Here is an 18,041-nt window from a genome sequence, read left to right on the forward strand (position 1 = left end):
TCCTTTCGTCAATATAATACAATTTTTTTTACATTTTTAATGTTAAACGATTTCAATTTAAAAGTCAAGAAAACTTGATTATTAATTAATAAGGGAGCTGAAAGAAAATAACAAGTCAAAGATTATGTGAATGTTTTGTGCCAGGCAAAGAACATTCATATTTACATAGCTAGGCTATGTAAATGTTGTGGTGATGAGCGTAGTGCAAAATATGGCGGAATATGACTTGTTATTTTTTTTGAAGCTCCCTTATAAAAATTATTTGCATATAACTGTCTATACTTGTCTATATTTGTTTATTAAAAAACATTAAAATAACTTATACCTTTGTGGAATTTAGAACATATTTTACTTTCTGTACCAATTATATAAATGTTATTTAAACACACATAGCAAAAGAGCATACGAATTGTATGCTCTTTTGCTATGTTCTTTCCGTTGCTATTCTATTTTTTTAACCTATTTATCTCACTTTTTTCTATATTAAGTTCGTAGTACAGTTTTCATAGTATCAATCCTTCCTTTAATATCCTTTTATACTTTAATTATATAATTTTTGTTCATTCCAATCTTTGGGATAGGGTTTGACCCCATAGAAGAACCTAAATTTATTTCAATCCCTATTTTCATAGGTAAATCTTCCCAAAGGATGTTATTTAAAGAAAAAAGATTAAAAATAGCGGTTAATAGCTGTCAATGTGACAATTTATTAACCGTTTACCTCTATAAATTAGTTTCTTTCTTAATTGTCCGTTTGATGCCTACTGAAAAGACGGTCTGCACCAACCAATAAATAATGTTTAAGAGAGCAAATACGAGAAGAATTACAACGATACTTGTTCCAAACGGCATATAGTCATTGGTAGTAATGGACAACGACCTCTGAATTGACCTTGCTACAAAAATACTTGGTATAATGGTGATTAGAAAAAAAATACATACAATCGGTCTATAGACGTCTATTAACATTTTGCGTATTGCCTTTGGTCTATAGCCCATCAATTGTAATATCCGCATATCCCGTGTATTGTCCTGAAAATTAACATAAAGTGCAAGGAATATCAAAATGCACCCCACAACGCTGCCTATCACCTGGTTGATAACTGCGCTGGTATTATTTGATACCGCATTCCGTTGAAGATCATCAATACGTTGGGCTTTTTCAATCGTGCTTCCACCGCTCGGTGCTTTTTCCATGCTCCATATGCCATTATAGCTTCCAGCAGGAATCCCCATGATTTTGGACAACTCAACTGCGTTTACATAGATACTTGCCGATTTCGCATTGACAGCAATTTTAGCCACGGCAAAATTGCAACTCCTACCAGCTATGTTTACAGTAAGAATATCCCCCACATTTACACCGTATGTGTCTGCAAGTCCGGGATTAACATAGATATTATAAGCACTCGGCGCAGGTAGTATATTGCCACCAGCATCCTGTAATTTGTATAATTCATTCAGGCTATACAGCCCAACAATGGTTTGCTCTATATCACAGCCACCAACTGCAAGTTCTACTGAACTATCAAGATATTTAAGCTCCCTATCCATCACTGTTGCTGTGCTATATTGCAGGTAATGGGTATCTCCCTCATAGCTGTGTCCAATGGTTTGTGAATCGAAAACCTTTTGGCTGCTGCTATTTAATGATTGCCCTAAGATAACACAAACACTAGAAGCCATTACCGCTACAAGGATAAGCAATACAGCGAGAGGCTTTCGCAAAGCAATACGAAGTGGAAATTTATTTTTGCAGGGAATGACACTTACAATACCGTTAGCTACCCGTAAAGTACCACTATCGTTTTGTCGATCTATCTTTCCGAAAATCAACGCACCCGGTTCTTTGCCCCTGACGAATGAATAGCCTATAAAGGTGACAAAGCAGAAAACAAGGGTAGAAATTACTAATCCAATCACAAGGCTAATTGGGCTGATACCTTTTACAAGACCTGTTACAGAATACGTCCTTGTATTGGCTTCAATCAGGATGCTGGAGAGAAAATATCCACCTAATAATCCAAACAAGGCTCCGATTGTAGAAAGGACAGCCACAAATACCACAAAGTAGGCGCACAAGAATTTATCTTTGAAGCCCAGTGACTTCAAACACCCGATTTGTTTTTTGTTAGAACGGAAAAACCGATAAAAGAACATGCTGAACACAAAGGCGGTCAGACCAATCAGTGCAACGAAAAAGGTGTACGCCAATGATACGTTGGAATTTAGAGCATTCTTATATTGCACTTGGTTCTCATTCAATGAAAGTAGTGAATTTAACGCCACCATATTCCCATCAATGGAAAACTTCACAAAGAAAAATGAGAGCGATGTTAAGATTGTGAGCAAAAGCAATAGTGCTATAAATACTTTGTTACGACCCATCTGTTTTGTAAGTTGCTTATGTACTAATCCCATGTTTTACCCCCACACCATATCGCCAGCTGATATTGGATTTTCATTGGTAATATCGCCCTGTATGATGCCGTCTTTGATGGTCAGTATACGATCAGCCGTTTTTGCTATCTGTTGATTATGCGTGGTGAATAGAATCGTCACTCCAAAAGTGGATTTTAATCTATGCAGCAATTCCACTACCTTTTTACTGTTGGCTTCGTCCAGTGAGCCGGTAGCTTCATCACAGAATAACAGACGCGGGCTTTTGATAACAGCTCGCGCAATAGCGACACGTTGCTGTTGACCGCCGGAGAGCTGGGAGGGGAACTTATTTAGTATGTCGTCAATTTGAAGAATACGGGTCAATCTGTCAAAAGCAAGCGACGGTTTATGAGGATTAACACCGATTTTAATATTTTCTTCTACAGTCAGATTGTCTAAAAGTAAGTAGTTTTGAAATACATTTCCAATTTTGGCACGTTTCCAATCCGCAAGCTGTCCCTCAGAATAAGCGGATATGACTTCGTCCCTATAGCATACTGTCCCCACCGTTGGCCGTATCAGTCCGGAAAGGATATTCAACAGAGTGGATTTACCCGAACCGCTGGGGCCAAGGATAGCCGTAAATGTATCTTCATAGATAGTAAGTGAAATTCCTTTAACAATTTTCTCTTTCCCAAAGTCTTTTGTTATATTTTCCGTTTTCAAAATAGCTTCCATGTTTTCCTCCTACTGAGTTTTATTTCTTTTTTTACGTTTTTGCAATAGTTCATTAATAGCTTTGACCTCTTCCCTCATACGGAAAATGCTGATAAGGCAACCGAACGAGTAGATAATCACAGCCATAATAATTAGTACCCATATAGGTGTGCTTCTGTACCAGTTAAACACATCTCCGAAAATGATAAGTACAACTATGGTATAACTGATGTCCAATATAGCTTCCAATAGGGGGTATTTACTTTCAAACTTGCTTGTGAGAATAAACCCTAAATGCATAACGATATTTGCGCCAAGAGATTGGAAAACACCGCTGATACACAGAAATTTTGCTTCGTACAGAGTGCCAATCAATGCAAGGACAACGAGAGTGATCCCGGTAGTTGCCATGATATTTAGAATCATTTTTTTCATACTTACACCCCTTCCTGCAATTCGTGCTTGATATTGGTCAGATATTTTCGAGTTACATGGAGATGTTCACCATTTTTTAGCGTTGCTTCCATCCGTCTGTTCAAGAGGGGTTTGATGGAATCCAAGGTGTTTATGTTCAAAATACAAGACTTGCTGATTTGAACAAATCCCAGCCCCGACAGCATATCCATTAGTTGATATAAACGAAATCCAGTACGATAAACTTCTTTTTCACAATATAAAAAAGTTTTTTTATCCACACTTTCAATATAATAGATGTCGGAGGCATTCACCAATTTTTCATTACCATTCAAATCGCACTTAATCCGTATATCTACCGATTGTATTAGTGAAATAAGACGCTCTATATCTTGGTCCATAATTGCATATTTAACAAGTATTTCAACATCATCTTGTTTTAAATCCTGTTCCAGTTTAATTATCAACATATCACCCCCAATTTCTACATGCGTTAAGTATAACTGTAACCATTTCTGATGACAATGCTGCTGTTACCAGGATGCACGAAATGGCTACTAACATACACCCTGTCGGTCAATGTCATCAATTTAGCAACCAGAGATTATCCGTTTCACTTCCAATCTCTGGAATAGGGTCTGACCCCATAGGGTATACAATATATTCGTACCCTAAAACTGCAATAAAATAGCAGAAGCATATAACTCATGCCCCTGCCTTTGAATTTAACTTATTTTTCATTATTATATCATCTATCTATGATTATTATATGAATTCACTATAATATTTTCTCTACCACGTTGATGCTCTCTATCATCTCATATCCAAACAGTTTACACATTTTCACTGTGGCTTTGACAATCTCTTTGTGTACATTTTCAGGCAATTCATTGAACCTCTTACGTGCCTGTAATTCCAAGTCACCACAATAAAATATATCCTCCTTCTCCGTACCCCTTGGCTAATACGCCCTTATATATTCACATTAGCAAATTATTATTTAATTTTAGCTAATAATATTTTCTTCTTTTCATTAAATTCTTCTTCTGTAAGGATTCCTTTTTCTTTTAAGTCCGCCAAATCTATAAAATGTTCTTTAAATGATTGCTTTGAACCCTTGGCTACATGGACATTAACAAAAGAATTATATTCTTTTTCGGGTATAACTTTTAAAAAAGTTCTATAATCCTCATAATTAAAAAACATTGAATGCTTAACACCATCTATAAAATAATTTAAAAATGTTTCTCTATTATCGTGTGTTACAATTTCAGATTTTATTGGTTCTATTTTCCCTTTTTTCCTACTACCAATTATTGCACCTGCACCACCTGCTATAACTCCACCAACTATAGCTCCCCCTATAGAACTACCTCCTACTCCGCCACCTCCACCTGAAATTTTTGTTTCTTTAGAGATTTCCCCTCGGGTAGCATAATACTCTATATCTTTTAATTGAATACTGTATACTTTATAAATATATGCCTCACTTTGTGCAATGGCTGGAAAAAAACACAGCTTTTCTTCTTCCTCCCAAATGTATAATTTAGTTTTTGCTATAATTGCAAATCCATTTTTATAATTTACAGTCGAATAATCCTCATTTTTATTAAAACAATACTCCTTAATATTGTATTGCTTCTTTTTTTCTTCAAATATATTGTTATTCTTTTCATCTTTAATAATTTTTCTTTCTGTATCTTCTTCTTTTCTTTTATTAGCAGTAATACATAAATATATAATATAGCCAATTAAAATAAATATTCCAATAAAAAATGTGATTGGTGACTCTGCTTCCCAATAAATTCCTAAAATTACAACAATTACAACAAGAAAACCCATACATAACAACTCCTAAAATAAATAGTTTTAAAATATAAATATGTCATTCTACAAAATCAGCCAAATTCCTTATACTAAATTGTATTATATTTTTTCTACTTTTTAAAATTTTCTTCATTAAAACCTGTATGTTTTAATCTTGTATCATTGTTACAACTCCATCTTCCACATATACATATTTGTTTCCCGAATAGCAATACTGTTTATGAGAACCATACGCTGTAGTAGTTGTATTAACATCTTCAGGTGAACCCCATGCACTTTCTCCTAAGTCAGCTTCTGTCATACCTATGTATGGAATAGTACTTCTTAATTTTGCATCTGCATCCACAACAGCTTGTCTTTCAGCTTCCCCTTTTTGTAATAAAATTTTGTTATTAAGTAATTCATCACGTCGTTTATCATAATTCAACTTACTTAATCTAATCGCTTCATTTTTACTTATTTCAAAATTAGAAAGATATTTCAAATATGAATTTTGCATTTCTAAAAGATAATTTTCGATACCCATTTTTTTACATCGAATAACGTTTTCACTACTTAGAGAATTTATATATCCATTATGTGCAAGATATAAAGCTTCGTACGATATCTTGTCTGCTTCGTTTGGTAAACCATTTAAATATTTTAATTTAGTTTCTATATCTTCTTTTACTATTGCAATTTCCTTTTCTTTTTCAACTTTGGTGCTGAGTTCTTTTGCATCTTTTTCTGTTAATCCATAATTTTTAATATTAGTTTCCGCTTCACTAAATTTTTTATCTTTTACATTTTTTTCAATAGTATTAATTTTGCATTGGTATTTTTCGTATTTTCTATCTTTATCGGCATAAATTACAACTATGCCCATTACAGTTACAAATACAATTGCCGTAACTATAGATTCAATTTTTTTTATTTTCAAGTTAATCATCCCCCACAATACAATACATAATAATATTTTACTGTATTTACACTTTATAAACAATATATAATATACATTATATTGGAAGAACAACTATTTTTTAGTTTTGTGACTAATTAGCTTAAGGTAGAAATCAACAATGTAATTGACCTGATATACTAAAGTTGTAACACTGAGTACTAATAAAATAGTATAATAAAATTAGGAGAGTGGTGTTACAAATGGCAAAGAAAATATATGATCAAGTATTTAAAGAAAAACTGGTAAAATTAAATCTAGAAAATAGTAGAACAATTCCAAGTCTAATTAAAGAGTATGGTGTATCTAGATCAACCCTTAATGTGTGGATTAAAAGCTATTGTGAAGAATGCAAAGAATCAGAAGAAAAAATATCTCCTAGTGTTTATGAGGAAAATAAGTTATTAAAAAAGCGAACTACTGAATTAGAAAAGGAAAATGCTTTCTTAAAAAAAGCTGCGGCATTCTTCGCCAAGGAAATAGACAATTAATCTACCAGTTTATATTTGTCAACAATAAAGAGTTTGGCATAAGATGGTTATTACGTCGCTTTGAGCTATCACCTAATGCATATTATAATTATTTAAAATTCAGAAAAAATATCTATAATGAACAAAAAAATTAGTTTTAAAACATATACAGAAAATTTTCCACAGTGAAAATGGAAAAATGGGATATAGAATGGTAAAACGCTCATTAGAAAAACAAGGAACTAATTTGAGCTTATTAGCTGTGCATAAATATATGAAAGAATTAAATATTAAGTCGGTTTCATTTAGGAAAAGACCTAATTATGTAAAAGGAACCTCACATAAAGTATTTTCAAATATCCTAAATAGAGATTTTACAGCTGTAGCTAAAAATTTAAAATGGTGTACAGATTTCACCTATATACATCTTTCAAGCGGTAGGATAATGTACAATTGTTCTATTTTAGATCTATATGATAGAAGTATTGTAGCAACTAAAATATCTAATAATATAACCGCTGAACTAGCTATTGATACACTTAGTGAAGCTATATCTAATCATAAGCCCCCTACGGGATTAATAATTCATAGTGATAGGGATCGCAATATACCTCAAAGGCATTCACTTCCTTTTGCGAGGATAAAAAAATGCAGCAATCTATGAGCAAAGCAGGTTGTCCATATGATAACGCTCCTATGGAGTCTTTCTTTGGAAAACTCAAGAATGAACATATTAAGCATTACAGTATTAAAGATGCTCTACATTTAGAAGAACTAACAAATGATTATATTTTTAGATATTATCACCATAAACGGCCTCATAGTTCTCTGGGAGGATTAACCCCTTTTGAGAAAAGATATTCTAAGTAATTATTTACACACAAGTGTTACAATTTTACTTGACCAGGTCAATCCATATTTTGCAAAGTATTCCATTGCAACCCTTATAGTGTTTCAATCTCCAATGGAGCTTAATGTCTTTAGTAATGGAACACATTCTTCACGTGAAGTTAAAATTTTGAGTTTCAATCTCCAATGGAGCTTAATGTCTTTAGTAATTGTTTTTGGTATAATAAAAACCATACAGAACGGCCCTTAAAAATCCAAGCATAAAATGGAAAAATTCCATTGCCAGCACCCACAAAATATAATATCCTTTTTAGTGACGAAACTGAAAAGGAGAACAAGGGGATGCTAACAATGGAACAAATATATAATATCAAATATATGAGGAAATTTGAAGGGAAAAGTATAAGAAAAATTGCTAAAATTACTGGTCATGATTTTTCTACAATTAAACGATATGTAGATAAAGAAGATTTTAACATTGAAAAGCCCACTAAACGAAAACGTGAAGGCAAACTATCACCCTATCGAGAGATTGTCTTGAAATGGCTTACTGAAGATAAGAATGCTCCGCATAAACAACAACATACGGCAAAAAGAATACATGATCGATTAGAAGAGCTCTATCCTAACGAGTTCAATGCTCATGAAAGGTCTGTAAGAAAGTTTGTTGCAAATCTACGAAAAGAGTTAGTAATTTATACTGATGGATTTCTTCCACTAGAGCACCCACCAGGTGAAGCCCAGGCTGACTTCGGAGAAGCACATTTCATTGAAAATGGTATTACTTATGACGGTAATTATTTTAATATATCCTATCCGCATAGCAATGCAGGATATATACAACTTTTTAAAAGTCAAAATCAAGAATGTTTATTAGAAGGTATGAAAACAATATTTGATCATGTTGGCGGAGTTCCAATAGCTATATGGTTTGACAACATGTCTACAGCTGTTAAGAAAATTAAAGAATATGGAAAGCGCGATTTAACAAATGGATTTATAAGATTTATGATGCATCATGGTTTTCAAAGCAATTTTTGCAACCCTAATAGTGGGAATGAGAAAGGATCTGTTGAAGCAAAGGTTGGGTACCATCGTCGAAATTTTTTAGTACCAATTCCAGAATTTAATAATTTAAAAGAATTTAACAAAGACCTTCTTAAAAAATGTGATAAAGATATGGATAGGATGCACTACAAAGGCCATGGACTCATCAAAGAGTTGTTTGAAGAAGATAAATTAGAGTTTGTTACACTCCCTAAGACAGCATATGAAGTGTATTTGCATCATTTTGCAAAGGCAGACAACTACGGTAAAGCAAAGTTTGATGGAAGAATTTATTCAACATCTCCCAATATGGCAGGTCAGCAAGTTATGTTTAAAGTCGGTGCTTATGACATTGATATATTGGATGTTAACAGTAATTTCATAGTTACTCATAGTAGGTTATATGGTGAAGAAAAGGAATCGATGTTGAACTGCCCCCTGTCAAGTAGACAGTGGAAATAATTAAAGATTTTATGTAAGGCGTCTATCATTTGGTAGGCGCTTTATTTATGCTGCATTACCTAATAGATATCGCTGATATTCCATTGGTGTCATGCACTTTAAACGTTTTTGATAACGTCTATTATTATAATATTCTATATAGTCTTCAATCGATTTCTTTAAGCTTTCATAGTCTTCAAATTTATGAAGATAATACATTTCTGTTTTTAAGATTCCCCAAAATCCTTCCATTGGACCATTATCAATACAATGCCCAACCCTCGACATGCTCTGTATCATTCCAGCTTTTTTTAGTTTTTCTTTAAATATTTTTGAAGTATACTGGAAACCTCGGTCACTATGAAATATTGGTTTAGCATCAGGGTATACTTTAACAGCAAGATTAAAGGTTTGATAAACCAATTGGTTATTATTAGAATGACCAATGACATATGAAACAATACTTCTATCACCTAAATCAAATATTGCACTTAGATAAGCCTTTTGTCCACTTCTCCCATATTTAAACTCGGTTACATCTGTAAGCCATTTTTTATTGACTTGTTCTGCTTTAAAATTTCTATCCAAAATATTTTCTGCAGTAACTTCAGGAGTTGACTTAATATAATTATATCTTTTTTTTCTGCATACGGATTTTAATCCTAATATCTGCATCAGACGATAAATTCGTTTATAATTAACTTTTTTATTATATTCTCTACGGATTTTAATCGTCATCTGGCGATAGCCTAAGATACCGTCTTTTTCCTCATATAACTCACAAATAAGCTTTAATAATTCTTCGTTTTTCAATACTCGGTTACTTTTTTCTCTGTGTAGCCATTTATAATATGCAGAATGGCTAACGCCGCCTATAATGCACAACTCAGTTATAGGAAATTTATCTTTGTTAGATAATTCTTGGATTGCAAGATAAGTATCTTCGTATCTAGCTTCGCTTAATATCGCCTTCTTTCTATCTCTTGGATTTTTTTTAGAAGAGCATTCTCCATCCGTAATCTTCTATTTTGTGCTTCTAAAAGCTTGTATTGAGCTTTTAGCTTTTCATCTTCTGTCATTAACTCTTCAGCCTTTGGCTTTTGTTAGCGGTAAACTAAAAGGGTGATATTTCGGCAAACAAAAAAGGAGAATAATTTCCAGTTAAGTACAATAATAATTCCTTCTCTGATACAATTAGAGATATATTTTACAGAGGGGGAATTTAAAATTGAAAGGATGGAATATGTTTAGTGAAATAAAACAATATAAAGCACTTGGATTTAATAAATCACAGGTTGAAAGAGCTCTAAATATAAATTACAAAACAGTTCAAAAGTATTGGGACATGGATCCTGGTGAATATGCTAAAGTCACTATTCAATCGAAGAATAGACATAAAAAAATTGATATCTACAAAGATGATATTTTAGAATGGATTACTGATTTCAGAGATATGTCAGCAGCACAAGTACTTGATTGGATAAAGGAAAGATATGGTGATGTAAAATTTAAAGAAAGGTCTTTAAGGCTTTATATTAGTAATTTAAGGAAAGAATACAATCTGCCTAAGGCTTCGCCAATAAGACAATTTGAGGAAGTACATGAACTTCCCATGGGCTACCAAGCTCAGGTTGATATGGGTCAAATATGGCTCAAAAGATTAAATGGAAACAAAGTAAAAGTGTATTGCTTTGCAATGGTTTTATCACATTCAAGGTATAAATACATACTTTGGACAGACAAACCATTTACTACCGCCTCTTTTATTGATGCTCATAATCGAGCTTTTGAATATCTTGGTGGTATGCCTATTGAAATAGTGTATGACCAAGATCGTGTGCTTGCAGTAGCCGAGAATTCTGGAGACATTATTTATACCGAAGGTTTTCAAAATTATATTAATACTATGAAATATAAAGTTAGGCTTTGTAGAGGTTTTGATCCTCAAAGTAAGGGGAAAATAGAATCTGTGGTAAAATACTCAAAATATAACTTTGCTATAAACAGAGTATTTATAGATGTTGATTCCTTTAATGAAGACTCATTCAAATGGCTAGATAGAACAGGCAATGGTAAAAAACATGAAATAACGAAAAAAATACCGGCAGAAGTGTTTGCTCTCGAAAAGAAACACTTGCTACCAGTACCTGAACTCTTTGAAAAAAATTCATCTAATACTAGTTTAACTTATGCTGTACGAAAAAACAATGTAATTTTGTATAAACAGAACAGGTATCAAGTGCCCAAAGGAACTTATAGCCCAGGTAAAGAACTTAAATTAATGATAAAAGGCTCCAAAATGAATATAGTTGATTTTGATACAGGTGTATTAATAGCAAGTCATCAAGTAAGTACAAGGCAGGGTGAACTTATAAAAATAATTCATCCCGAAAGGGATATTCACAGTTCTATTGACCAAGTTTATGAAAGATTGTTTTTTGCTCTCGGTAAAACTGAAAATGCAAAAATGCTACTAGATGGCATAAAACGTGAAAAACCAAGATACTGCAAAGATCAATTTGGATCAATACTAAATATAGTACATTCATATGAAGCTTCGCTAATAGAACAAGCATTGAATTATTGTGTTATACGAAACTTGTGGAGTGCTGGAATGTTTAAAGAAACCCTTGAATATCTTGCGATACAGGATATTGCAAAAGTTGATAAAAAATCTGTAATTGACAAGTTATCTATACCATCAAAGTATAGAGGGTTAAAACCGGAAGTAAGAAGTATAAGTGACTATATTGATGCTTTGAAGGAGGACAAGCAATCATGGAGAAATTAGAATTAATCAAAGAGTATGCCAAAAATCTTAAGCTAAACTATTTAAATGTAGATGCAGATAAAATTATTGAAAAAGGCGAGTTAGGTAATGTTTCCTATCAAGACTTTCTGTTATCAATACTTAAAAATGAGGTTGGTTTGAAGGATCAGAAAACACAAGAAAAAAGACTTAAATATGCTGGCTTTCCAGTTAAAAAGACAATGGAGGAATTTGATTTTCTATTTCAAAAATCAATAACAAAGAAACAAATAAACAGACTCATGGAAATGGAATGGATAGATAGGATGTATAATCTTATATTTTTAGGCCCACCGGGCGTTGGGAAGTCTCACACAGCTATTGCCTTGGGTTATAAAGCCGTTGAGGCAGGTTATAAGGTAAGTTTTGTAACTATGGATAATCTGATGCATGTTTTGAAAACTCAGCAGATATCAAGAAAAAGCAAAGGTAAACTAAATAGAATCCTTTCTTCAAGCCTCGTTATAATTGATGAGGTCGGATATCTTCCTATAACTAGAGATGAGGCTAATTTGTTCTTTCAATTAATATCATCCCTTCATGAACAGGCATCACTAATTATAACTTCTAACAAAGGATTCGAAGAATGGGTAGAGCTTTTAGGAGACCCAGCATTAACAACAGCTGTATTAGATAGAATATCTTATAGGTGCGAACTTTTTAACATGATTGGAAAGAGCTATAGGTTGGAGCACAGAAAATCTATATTTTAGCAGTTAAATGGGAAAAATATACTGGGATAAATTCAGTAAAATAGTTTGCCGAAATTTCTCCAAAAGTACTTGCCAATAACAGCTTTCCACGTCGGTCCAAAAGCCCTTCAATACCAAACTGATTATACTTCTTCATCCAGGTATAAATCTGAGGATAAGATACCTTATATTTTTCAACAGTTTTATTATAACTGTTATTATTTTCAATACAGTACTTTATGATTTCAATGCGTTCAATATAAGAAGTTTTGCGTCCTTTGGTCATGATTATTTTTCCTCCTGTTCCAGAAGATTTTATGTTTTCATGACCATTATACTTCTTTATCCAATTGCATAAAACTGTATTTGACGAAATATGATACTTAATGCATAAATCATTCAGTGAGCCATGCCCATCAAGATATTCTTTTACAATGTTAATCTTGATTTTGGCAGTATAAGAAGTATTTTTGCTAGAATGTTTTAACCCAGCTTCACCTTCTGATTTATATCGTATTACCCATTTTTGAAAAGAACTCTTATGTACTTGAAGTTTGTTGCATAAACTTAACATACTAGCTTTTCCATTTAAATATGATGTTACAGCCTTAATTTTTTGTTGGTCTGATATAGTTGATTTTCTTCCCATAAAAAAATAGCCCTCCTTATAGTAAACAGTTTTATTATTTTAACTGTCTACCATAAGGGGAGCATATCATGTCTTGGGGGCCTTATCTAGAACTTATGTCTAAACGGCCTACGGCTTTAAAATACACAGGACTCTTTAACCAATTGCCTACACTTCTTAAAGAATATATGAATCAATGTGATTATGTAACCAAAAAGCAGGCCCTTAAATTATTCACTAAAATGACCGCAAATACAAATATGGATTCTGCAATAGAAGCTTTTGAAGAAAGTATTAAATGTGGGACAAGTGATGTGGATAGCATTTGGGCTACATATTGCCGATTAACGGCCGGCCCTTTACCCGAACTAGAAATTTATCTTTCCGAAACAGTTCCAAAACTTGAGCAGTACACTCCTGATATAAATGTTTATGATAAATTAATGGTTGCAGGAGGATTAAATCAATGAACTCAGATGTATTAATAAAACATTACTGCAAAGAACTTAGACTAGGAACTAGCTTTTATGAAAACTATGCTGAAATTCAAGCAACAGATTTTGGGGACTTCTTAGCGCAGATATTAAAACGTGAAGCTGAAAACAGGGAAATAGTGAGAAGAAATAGAAATCTTAAATCAGCTGGATTTGATGTTATTAAAACTTTTGAGAATTACAATTTTAAAGATATTCAAATTCCTCAAGCAATTGATATTGATGATTTAAAGACCGGAGGTTTTATTGATAAGCTAGAGAATTTAGTTCTATATGGCCCTGTTGGGACTGGGAAAAGCCACCTAGCCACTGCAGTAGGCGTTGCCGCTTGTTCTAGAGGAAAAAGGGTAAAGTTCTTTCGGACAGCAGCCTTAGTTAACCTATTAAGTGAAGCAAAAGCTAAAGGAGAATTAAAACGTTTTATGCGTCAAATCGAGAAAATTGACCTACTTATTTGTGACGAGTGGGGATACGTCCCCTTTGAAAAAGAAGGATCTCAGTTACTATTTCAGGTAATCTCTGAATGTTATGAAAAGCGAAGTGTAATTATAACTACTAACTTAGAATTCAGTAAATGGAATGGCATTTTTTACGACGAAAAGCTTACCAGTGATATCATTGACAGACTAGTTCATCACAGCCATTTATTAGTTTTTAATGGCCCAAGCTACCGTTTAACACACTCAACCATGAATACCCAATAATGGAAATAGGGTGCTGGAAAAATTAAGTTCCGCAGTGCATGGTTTTTATCTTGCCAAAAACATTAGTAATAAAAGAATCAGAGAAATTTAGTCCTTACACAACTACGTTTCAATCTCCAATGGAGCTTAATGTCTTTAGTAATCAAAGCTTTGGTATTCGGCTCTAATATCATTTTCTAGTTTCAATCTCCAATAGAGCTTAATGTCTTTAGTAATTGAAAATGGTGTTTATAAAAACTCGGGAGTACAAAGGTTTCAATCTCCAATGGAGCTTAATGTCTTTAGTAATATTAAAAAAGGATATGCTGTAATCTTTGGAGATGGTGTTTCAATCTCCAATGGAGCTTAATGTCTTTAGTAATATAATAACTTTACTTTTATAAGTAATACACTTCTGTTTCAATCTCCAATGGAGCTTAATGTCTTTAGTAATCCTCTACTTGCACACAATCTATATTAAACCATGCGTGTTTCAATCTCCAATGGAGCTTAATGTCTTTAGTAATAAATAAAAGGAGATTAAAGACTCCTTTACATAATAAGTTTCAATCTCCAATGGAGCTTAATGTCTTTAGTAATGGATTATATTGATGCACTGTTAGAAATGGAAATTACAGTTTCAATCTCCAATGGAGCTTAATGTCTTTAGTAATATACCACTCGGGTCAAACGAATTTTTGCATCTACTCAAGTTTCAATCTCCAATGGAGCTTAATGTCTTTAGTAATTAAGCGACGAACATGGGAATTTCCAAAATGCAAGTGTTTCAATCTCCAATGGAGCTTAATGTCTTTAGTAATTAGATAACTATTGTATTAAATCGCAAACAGAGGAAGGTTTCAATCTCCAATGGAGCTTAATGTCTTTAGTAATTTGATAAAATATATACATCTATTCCTCCACCCATAGTTTCAATCTCCAATGGAGCTTAATGTCTTTAGTAATCTTCTTCATCATTTTCTTCACTATTTTCATCCTTGTTTCAATCTCCAATGGAGCTTAATGTCTTTAGTAATCTGGTATTATTATTAAAATATATCTCACCTTCTTTTGTTTCAATCTCCAATGGAGCTTAATGTCTTTAGTAATCTTCGTGTGTGATACTTCTTTTCATATTACCTGTTAAGTTTCAATCTCCAATGGAGCTTAATGTCTTTAGTAATCCTCTACCACTCTCGGTAAAAGTTCTTAATATTCTCGTTTCAATCTCCAATGGAGCTTAATGTCTTTAGTAATAGAATCACATACTATTTTCTCTTTACCATAACCTGTTTCAATCTCCAATGGAGCTTAATGTCTTTAGTAATATGCGATTTCATTTGATTTATTCCATGCTATAGTTTCAGTTTCAATCTCCAATGGAGCTTAATGTCTTTAGTAATCCATCCCAGCTAATTGTATTATTCCCAACTTCTAAAGTTTCAATCTCCAATGGAGCTTAATGTCTTTAGTAATGTAAAGCTTTATTCTCTATTTTGCTGCCCTCTTTGCCGTTTCAATCTCCAATGGAGCTTAATGTCTTTAGTAATAAAAATACAGTAAAACTATAATGAAACTATAATGAGTTTCAATCTCCAATGGAGCTTAATGTCTTTAGTAATTTATTACCTTGTAGTTCTTTTAAAAGTAAATTGACTGTTTCAATCTCCAATGGAGCTTAATGTCTTTAGTAATCTGTTAAGCATCTGTAGGCAATATAAGTACTGTAGTTTCAATCTCCAATGGAGCTTAATGTCTTTAGTAATTAATAACCACCCCTATGAAATCTCTATATCCATACAAGTTTCAATCTCCAATGGAGCTTAATGTCTTTAGTAATTAATATGTTTCTACTGCTGTATCTTTGTTTCAATCTCCAATGGAGCTTAATGTCTTTAGTAATCTTAAAAATGCATTTTTGCAAATATGGGACGGTATAAGTTTCAATCTCCAATGGAGCTTAATGTCTTTAGTAATAATACAATGGCCATAGAACAAAGAGATAAGGTAGTTGTTTCAATCTCCAATGGAGCTTAATGTCTTTAGTAATAATGATAAATCAATCAAAAATAAGGAAAGGGGTAAGTTTCAATCTCCAATGGAGCTTAATGTCTTTAGTAATTAAGTTTCTAGCTTGCATTCGCTTGCTATCTATTTCGTTTCAATCTCCAATGGAGCTTAATGTCTTTAGTAATCGCTCGCGTTTCACCCCTTGAAACCACTGGTTTTAGGCACCATTTTTCGCAAGGCTTCGGTTTTTCAGGAAAACCTATACCAAATATTATCGTAACCCCCGCGGAAATGGCTATTTACAAGCATCGCCAGGGTACCGTGTTTTTCATTACACATAAGTTGGCGATTTAATAAATCATTTTTGTAACATCAAGTGGAGCAAATGAGCCTTTTCTTATAATTTTAGATTCACAAGATGAGCATATAGGGTACACCATGATGCTGTCGCCTATTTCTATCTTAATCTTTCTAATCTTATATTCAAGTTCAACATATTTTTTACCATCTAAATCGCATTCGAAAACACTATATTGGTTCCTAGCACCATAATTTTTCAACATTTTGTGAAGTCTAGTTCTTTTTTTATCATTAACTATATCATAACTAACTAAGTATATCATACCATATTCACTTCCTTTTATCTAATTAAAAATGGTACATATTCAATTTCTTCCATCAAAGCCTTACTGAATAATCTTGCTTGCATATGAAAGCATTGTTGATACGTGGTTTTGTACTTAAATAAAGGATGGTATATCTCATCATACTTCTTTCCTTCATAGGCTCCAAGGAATTTTTTAATAGCCTTTTTGCTCATTTTCACTTCGCCCAAAACAGTTTCGAAATCATCCTCTGTAAGTATTTTATTATTCACTATACTAATCACTAACCTATCTACAAACAAAGACCTAAATTCCTCCATCAAATCAAGTGCCAGTGATGGTCTTCCATATCTAAGTCTATGAAGATATCCTATATTGGGATCAAGTCCTACACTTGATACTGCTGAAGAAATTTCATTTGCAAGCAATACATACCCAAAACTTAACATAGCATTTATAGGATCTTTAGGTGGTCTTTTATTACGATTTTGAAAAGTAAAATTGCCTTTTATCATTTCTGAAAAAACAGAAAAATACACTGCTGCTGCTCTTCCTTCTATTCCCCTTATAGAATCCACATTATCCTGGTATTCAAGACATTTTTCGAGTCTATTAAGTTCATCTATAGCTTTCTTAAAAGCTTCACTTTTTTCTTCACCACGGTTACTTTTCATAAGTGTAGTTCTACTATTTTTAATTTTCCCTGACACAAATGCTTTTGCAAATTTCACAGAACCATAATCCATATCTATGTGATTTTCGTACTGTTTCAATCTTACAATAACATTTTTTGATACATCACCTTCCATTCTCGCTATAAATTTCCCCCACTCTGTTAAGTAACATAAAGTTATTTTATTTTCCGCAAATAGCCTTATAGTAGACGCTGTAACTGTCACTTCTCCAAAAATAACAACCTGCTTCACTTTAAATATAGGTATATCAATTAAAAGTTCTTTGTATTTATATAGCTTTAACCTTTCATCTTCCTTTCTCAATGTAGTGTATTGCTGTGTTACATAAAGAGTACTCATTC

Annotated in this window: 19 protein-coding genes and 1 CRISPR repeat array; of the genes, 9 read left to right on the forward strand and 10 right to left on the reverse strand. The window is 32.9% G+C overall.

What is annotated here, in order from left to right:
- Positions 1 to 723: 723 nt before the first annotated feature.
- From ACWJJ2_RS07090 to ACWJJ2_RS07115, 6 genes are all read right to left on the reverse strand, one after another.
- A complete protein-coding gene (locus ACWJJ2_RS07090) occupies positions 724 to 2,421 on the reverse strand; it encodes an FtsX-like permease family protein (protein ID WP_462954086.1) in 1,698 nt (565 codons plus the stop codon).
- Between the two features lie 3 nt (positions 2,422 to 2,424).
- The gene (locus ACWJJ2_RS07095; protein WP_462954087.1) at positions 2,425 to 3,120 is read right to left on the reverse strand and encodes an ABC transporter ATP-binding protein; all 696 of its coding nucleotides are present in this window, start codon (positions 3,118 to 3,120) and stop codon (positions 2,425 to 2,427) included.
- 9 nt (positions 3,121 to 3,129) lie between these two features.
- The gene (locus ACWJJ2_RS07100; RefSeq protein WP_462954088.1) at positions 3,130 to 3,534 is read right to left on the reverse strand and encodes a DUF3021 family protein; all 405 of its coding nucleotides are present in this window, start codon (positions 3,532 to 3,534) and stop codon (positions 3,130 to 3,132) included.
- A gap of 2 nt (positions 3,535 to 3,536) precedes the next feature.
- Positions 3,537 to 3,983 carry a LytTR family DNA-binding domain-containing protein gene (locus ACWJJ2_RS07105; protein ID WP_462954089.1) on the reverse strand — a complete coding sequence of 149 codons (447 nt, stop codon included), beginning with the start codon at positions 3,981 to 3,983 and terminating at the stop codon, positions 3,537 to 3,539.
- Positions 3,984 to 4,509: 526 nt separating this feature from the next.
- Positions 4,510 to 5,355 (reverse strand): hypothetical protein, encoded by an 846-nt coding sequence (locus ACWJJ2_RS07110; protein WP_462954090.1) that lies wholly within the window; start codon positions 5,353 to 5,355, stop codon positions 4,510 to 4,512.
- A gap of 133 nt (positions 5,356 to 5,488) precedes the next feature.
- Positions 5,489 to 6,259 (reverse strand): hypothetical protein, encoded by a 771-nt coding sequence (locus ACWJJ2_RS07115; RefSeq protein WP_462954091.1) that lies wholly within the window; start codon positions 6,257 to 6,259, stop codon positions 5,489 to 5,491.
- 221 nt (positions 6,260 to 6,480) lie between these two features.
- On the opposite strand from ACWJJ2_RS07115, the gene ACWJJ2_RS07120 reads away from it, so the two are divergent.
- The 5 genes from ACWJJ2_RS07120 (at position 6,481) to istA (ACWJJ2_RS07140) (ending at position 9,105) form a co-directional block, all read left to right on the forward strand.
- Positions 6,481 to 6,768 (forward strand): transposase, encoded by a 288-nt coding sequence (locus tag ACWJJ2_RS07120; RefSeq protein WP_220286647.1) that lies wholly within the window; start codon positions 6,481 to 6,483, stop codon positions 6,766 to 6,768.
- 190 nt (positions 6,769 to 6,958) lie between these two features.
- Entirely contained in the window at positions 6,959 to 7,411 is a 453-nt protein-coding gene (locus tag ACWJJ2_RS07125) for a DDE-type integrase/transposase/recombinase (RefSeq protein WP_462954092.1), read from the forward strand.
- Positions 7,408 to 7,617, forward strand: coding sequence for an integrase core domain-containing protein (locus ACWJJ2_RS07130; RefSeq protein WP_462954093.1), 210 nt, complete (start codon positions 7,408 to 7,410; stop codon positions 7,615 to 7,617). The genes ACWJJ2_RS07125 and ACWJJ2_RS07130 overlap by 4 nt, the downstream gene beginning before the upstream one ends.
- A complete protein-coding gene (locus tag ACWJJ2_RS07135; protein WP_462954094.1) occupies positions 7,595 to 7,846 on the forward strand; it encodes a hypothetical protein in 252 nt (83 codons plus the stop codon). The genes ACWJJ2_RS07130 and ACWJJ2_RS07135 overlap by 23 nt, the downstream gene beginning before the upstream one ends.
- 101 nt (positions 7,847 to 7,947) lie before the next feature.
- Entirely contained in the window at positions 7,948 to 9,105 is a 1,158-nt protein-coding gene (gene istA, locus ACWJJ2_RS07140) for an IS21 family transposase (RefSeq protein ID WP_462954095.1), read from the forward strand.
- Positions 9,106 to 9,150: 45 nt separating this feature from the next.
- Here the strand turns inward: istA (ACWJJ2_RS07140) and ACWJJ2_RS07145 are convergent, their stop codons facing one another.
- The gene (locus tag ACWJJ2_RS07145) at positions 9,151 to 9,969 is read right to left on the reverse strand and encodes an IS3 family transposase (protein ID WP_253198320.1); all 819 of its coding nucleotides are present in this window, start codon (positions 9,967 to 9,969) and stop codon (positions 9,151 to 9,153) included.
- 343 nt (positions 9,970 to 10,312) lie between these two features.
- On the opposite strand from ACWJJ2_RS07145, the gene istA (ACWJJ2_RS07150) reads away from it, so the two are divergent.
- On the forward strand, positions 10,313 to 11,875 hold the full coding sequence (gene istA / locus ACWJJ2_RS07150) for an IS21 family transposase (protein ID WP_258280587.1): 1,563 nt from the start codon (positions 10,313 to 10,315) through the stop codon (positions 11,873 to 11,875).
- The gene (gene istB / locus ACWJJ2_RS07155; protein ID WP_258280588.1) at positions 11,863 to 12,606 is read left to right on the forward strand and encodes an IS21-like element helper ATPase IstB; all 744 of its coding nucleotides are present in this window, start codon (positions 11,863 to 11,865) and stop codon (positions 12,604 to 12,606) included. Before istA (ACWJJ2_RS07150) ends, istB (ACWJJ2_RS07155) begins: the two co-directional genes overlap by 13 nt.
- Here istB (ACWJJ2_RS07155) and ACWJJ2_RS07160 read toward each other — a convergent pair.
- Positions 12,596 to 13,234, reverse strand: coding sequence for a transposase (locus tag ACWJJ2_RS07160; protein ID WP_462954096.1), 639 nt, complete (start codon positions 13,232 to 13,234; stop codon positions 12,596 to 12,598). The genes istB (ACWJJ2_RS07155) and ACWJJ2_RS07160 overlap by 11 nt on opposite strands.
- Before the next feature lie 68 nt (positions 13,235 to 13,302).
- On the opposite strand from ACWJJ2_RS07160, the gene ACWJJ2_RS07165 reads away from it, so the two are divergent.
- Positions 13,303 to 13,683 carry a hypothetical protein gene (locus ACWJJ2_RS07165; protein WP_462954097.1) on the forward strand — a complete coding sequence of 127 codons (381 nt, stop codon included), beginning with the start codon at positions 13,303 to 13,305 and terminating at the stop codon, positions 13,681 to 13,683.
- Positions 13,680 to 14,411 (forward strand): IS21-like element helper ATPase IstB, encoded by a 732-nt coding sequence (istB, locus tag ACWJJ2_RS07170; RefSeq protein ID WP_462954098.1) that lies wholly within the window; start codon positions 13,680 to 13,682, stop codon positions 14,409 to 14,411. The genes ACWJJ2_RS07165 and istB (ACWJJ2_RS07170) overlap by 4 nt, the downstream gene beginning before the upstream one ends.
- 106 nt (positions 14,412 to 14,517) lie before the next feature.
- Positions 14,518 to 16,585: direct repeats of the CRISPR family, unit length 37 nt; unit sequence GTTTCAATCTCCAATGGAGCTTAATGTCTTTAGTAAT.
- A 165-nt stretch (positions 16,586 to 16,750) separates the two neighbouring features.
- On the opposite strand, the gene cas2 is transcribed toward istB (ACWJJ2_RS07170), so the two are convergent.
- Positions 16,751 to 17,023: a CRISPR-associated endonuclease Cas2 gene (cas2, locus tag ACWJJ2_RS07175; protein WP_462954099.1), complete on the reverse strand. Its 273-nt coding sequence runs from the start codon at positions 17,021 to 17,023 to the stop codon at positions 16,751 to 16,753.
- A 17-nt stretch (positions 17,024 to 17,040) separates the two neighbouring features.
- Positions 17,041 to 18,039: a CRISPR-associated endonuclease Cas1 gene (cas1, locus tag ACWJJ2_RS07180; RefSeq protein ID WP_462954100.1), complete on the reverse strand. Its 999-nt coding sequence runs from the start codon at positions 18,037 to 18,039 to the stop codon at positions 17,041 to 17,043.
- Positions 18,040 to 18,041: the final 2 nt, after the last annotated feature.

The organism is Clostridium sp. CM039 (assembly GCF_055081075.1).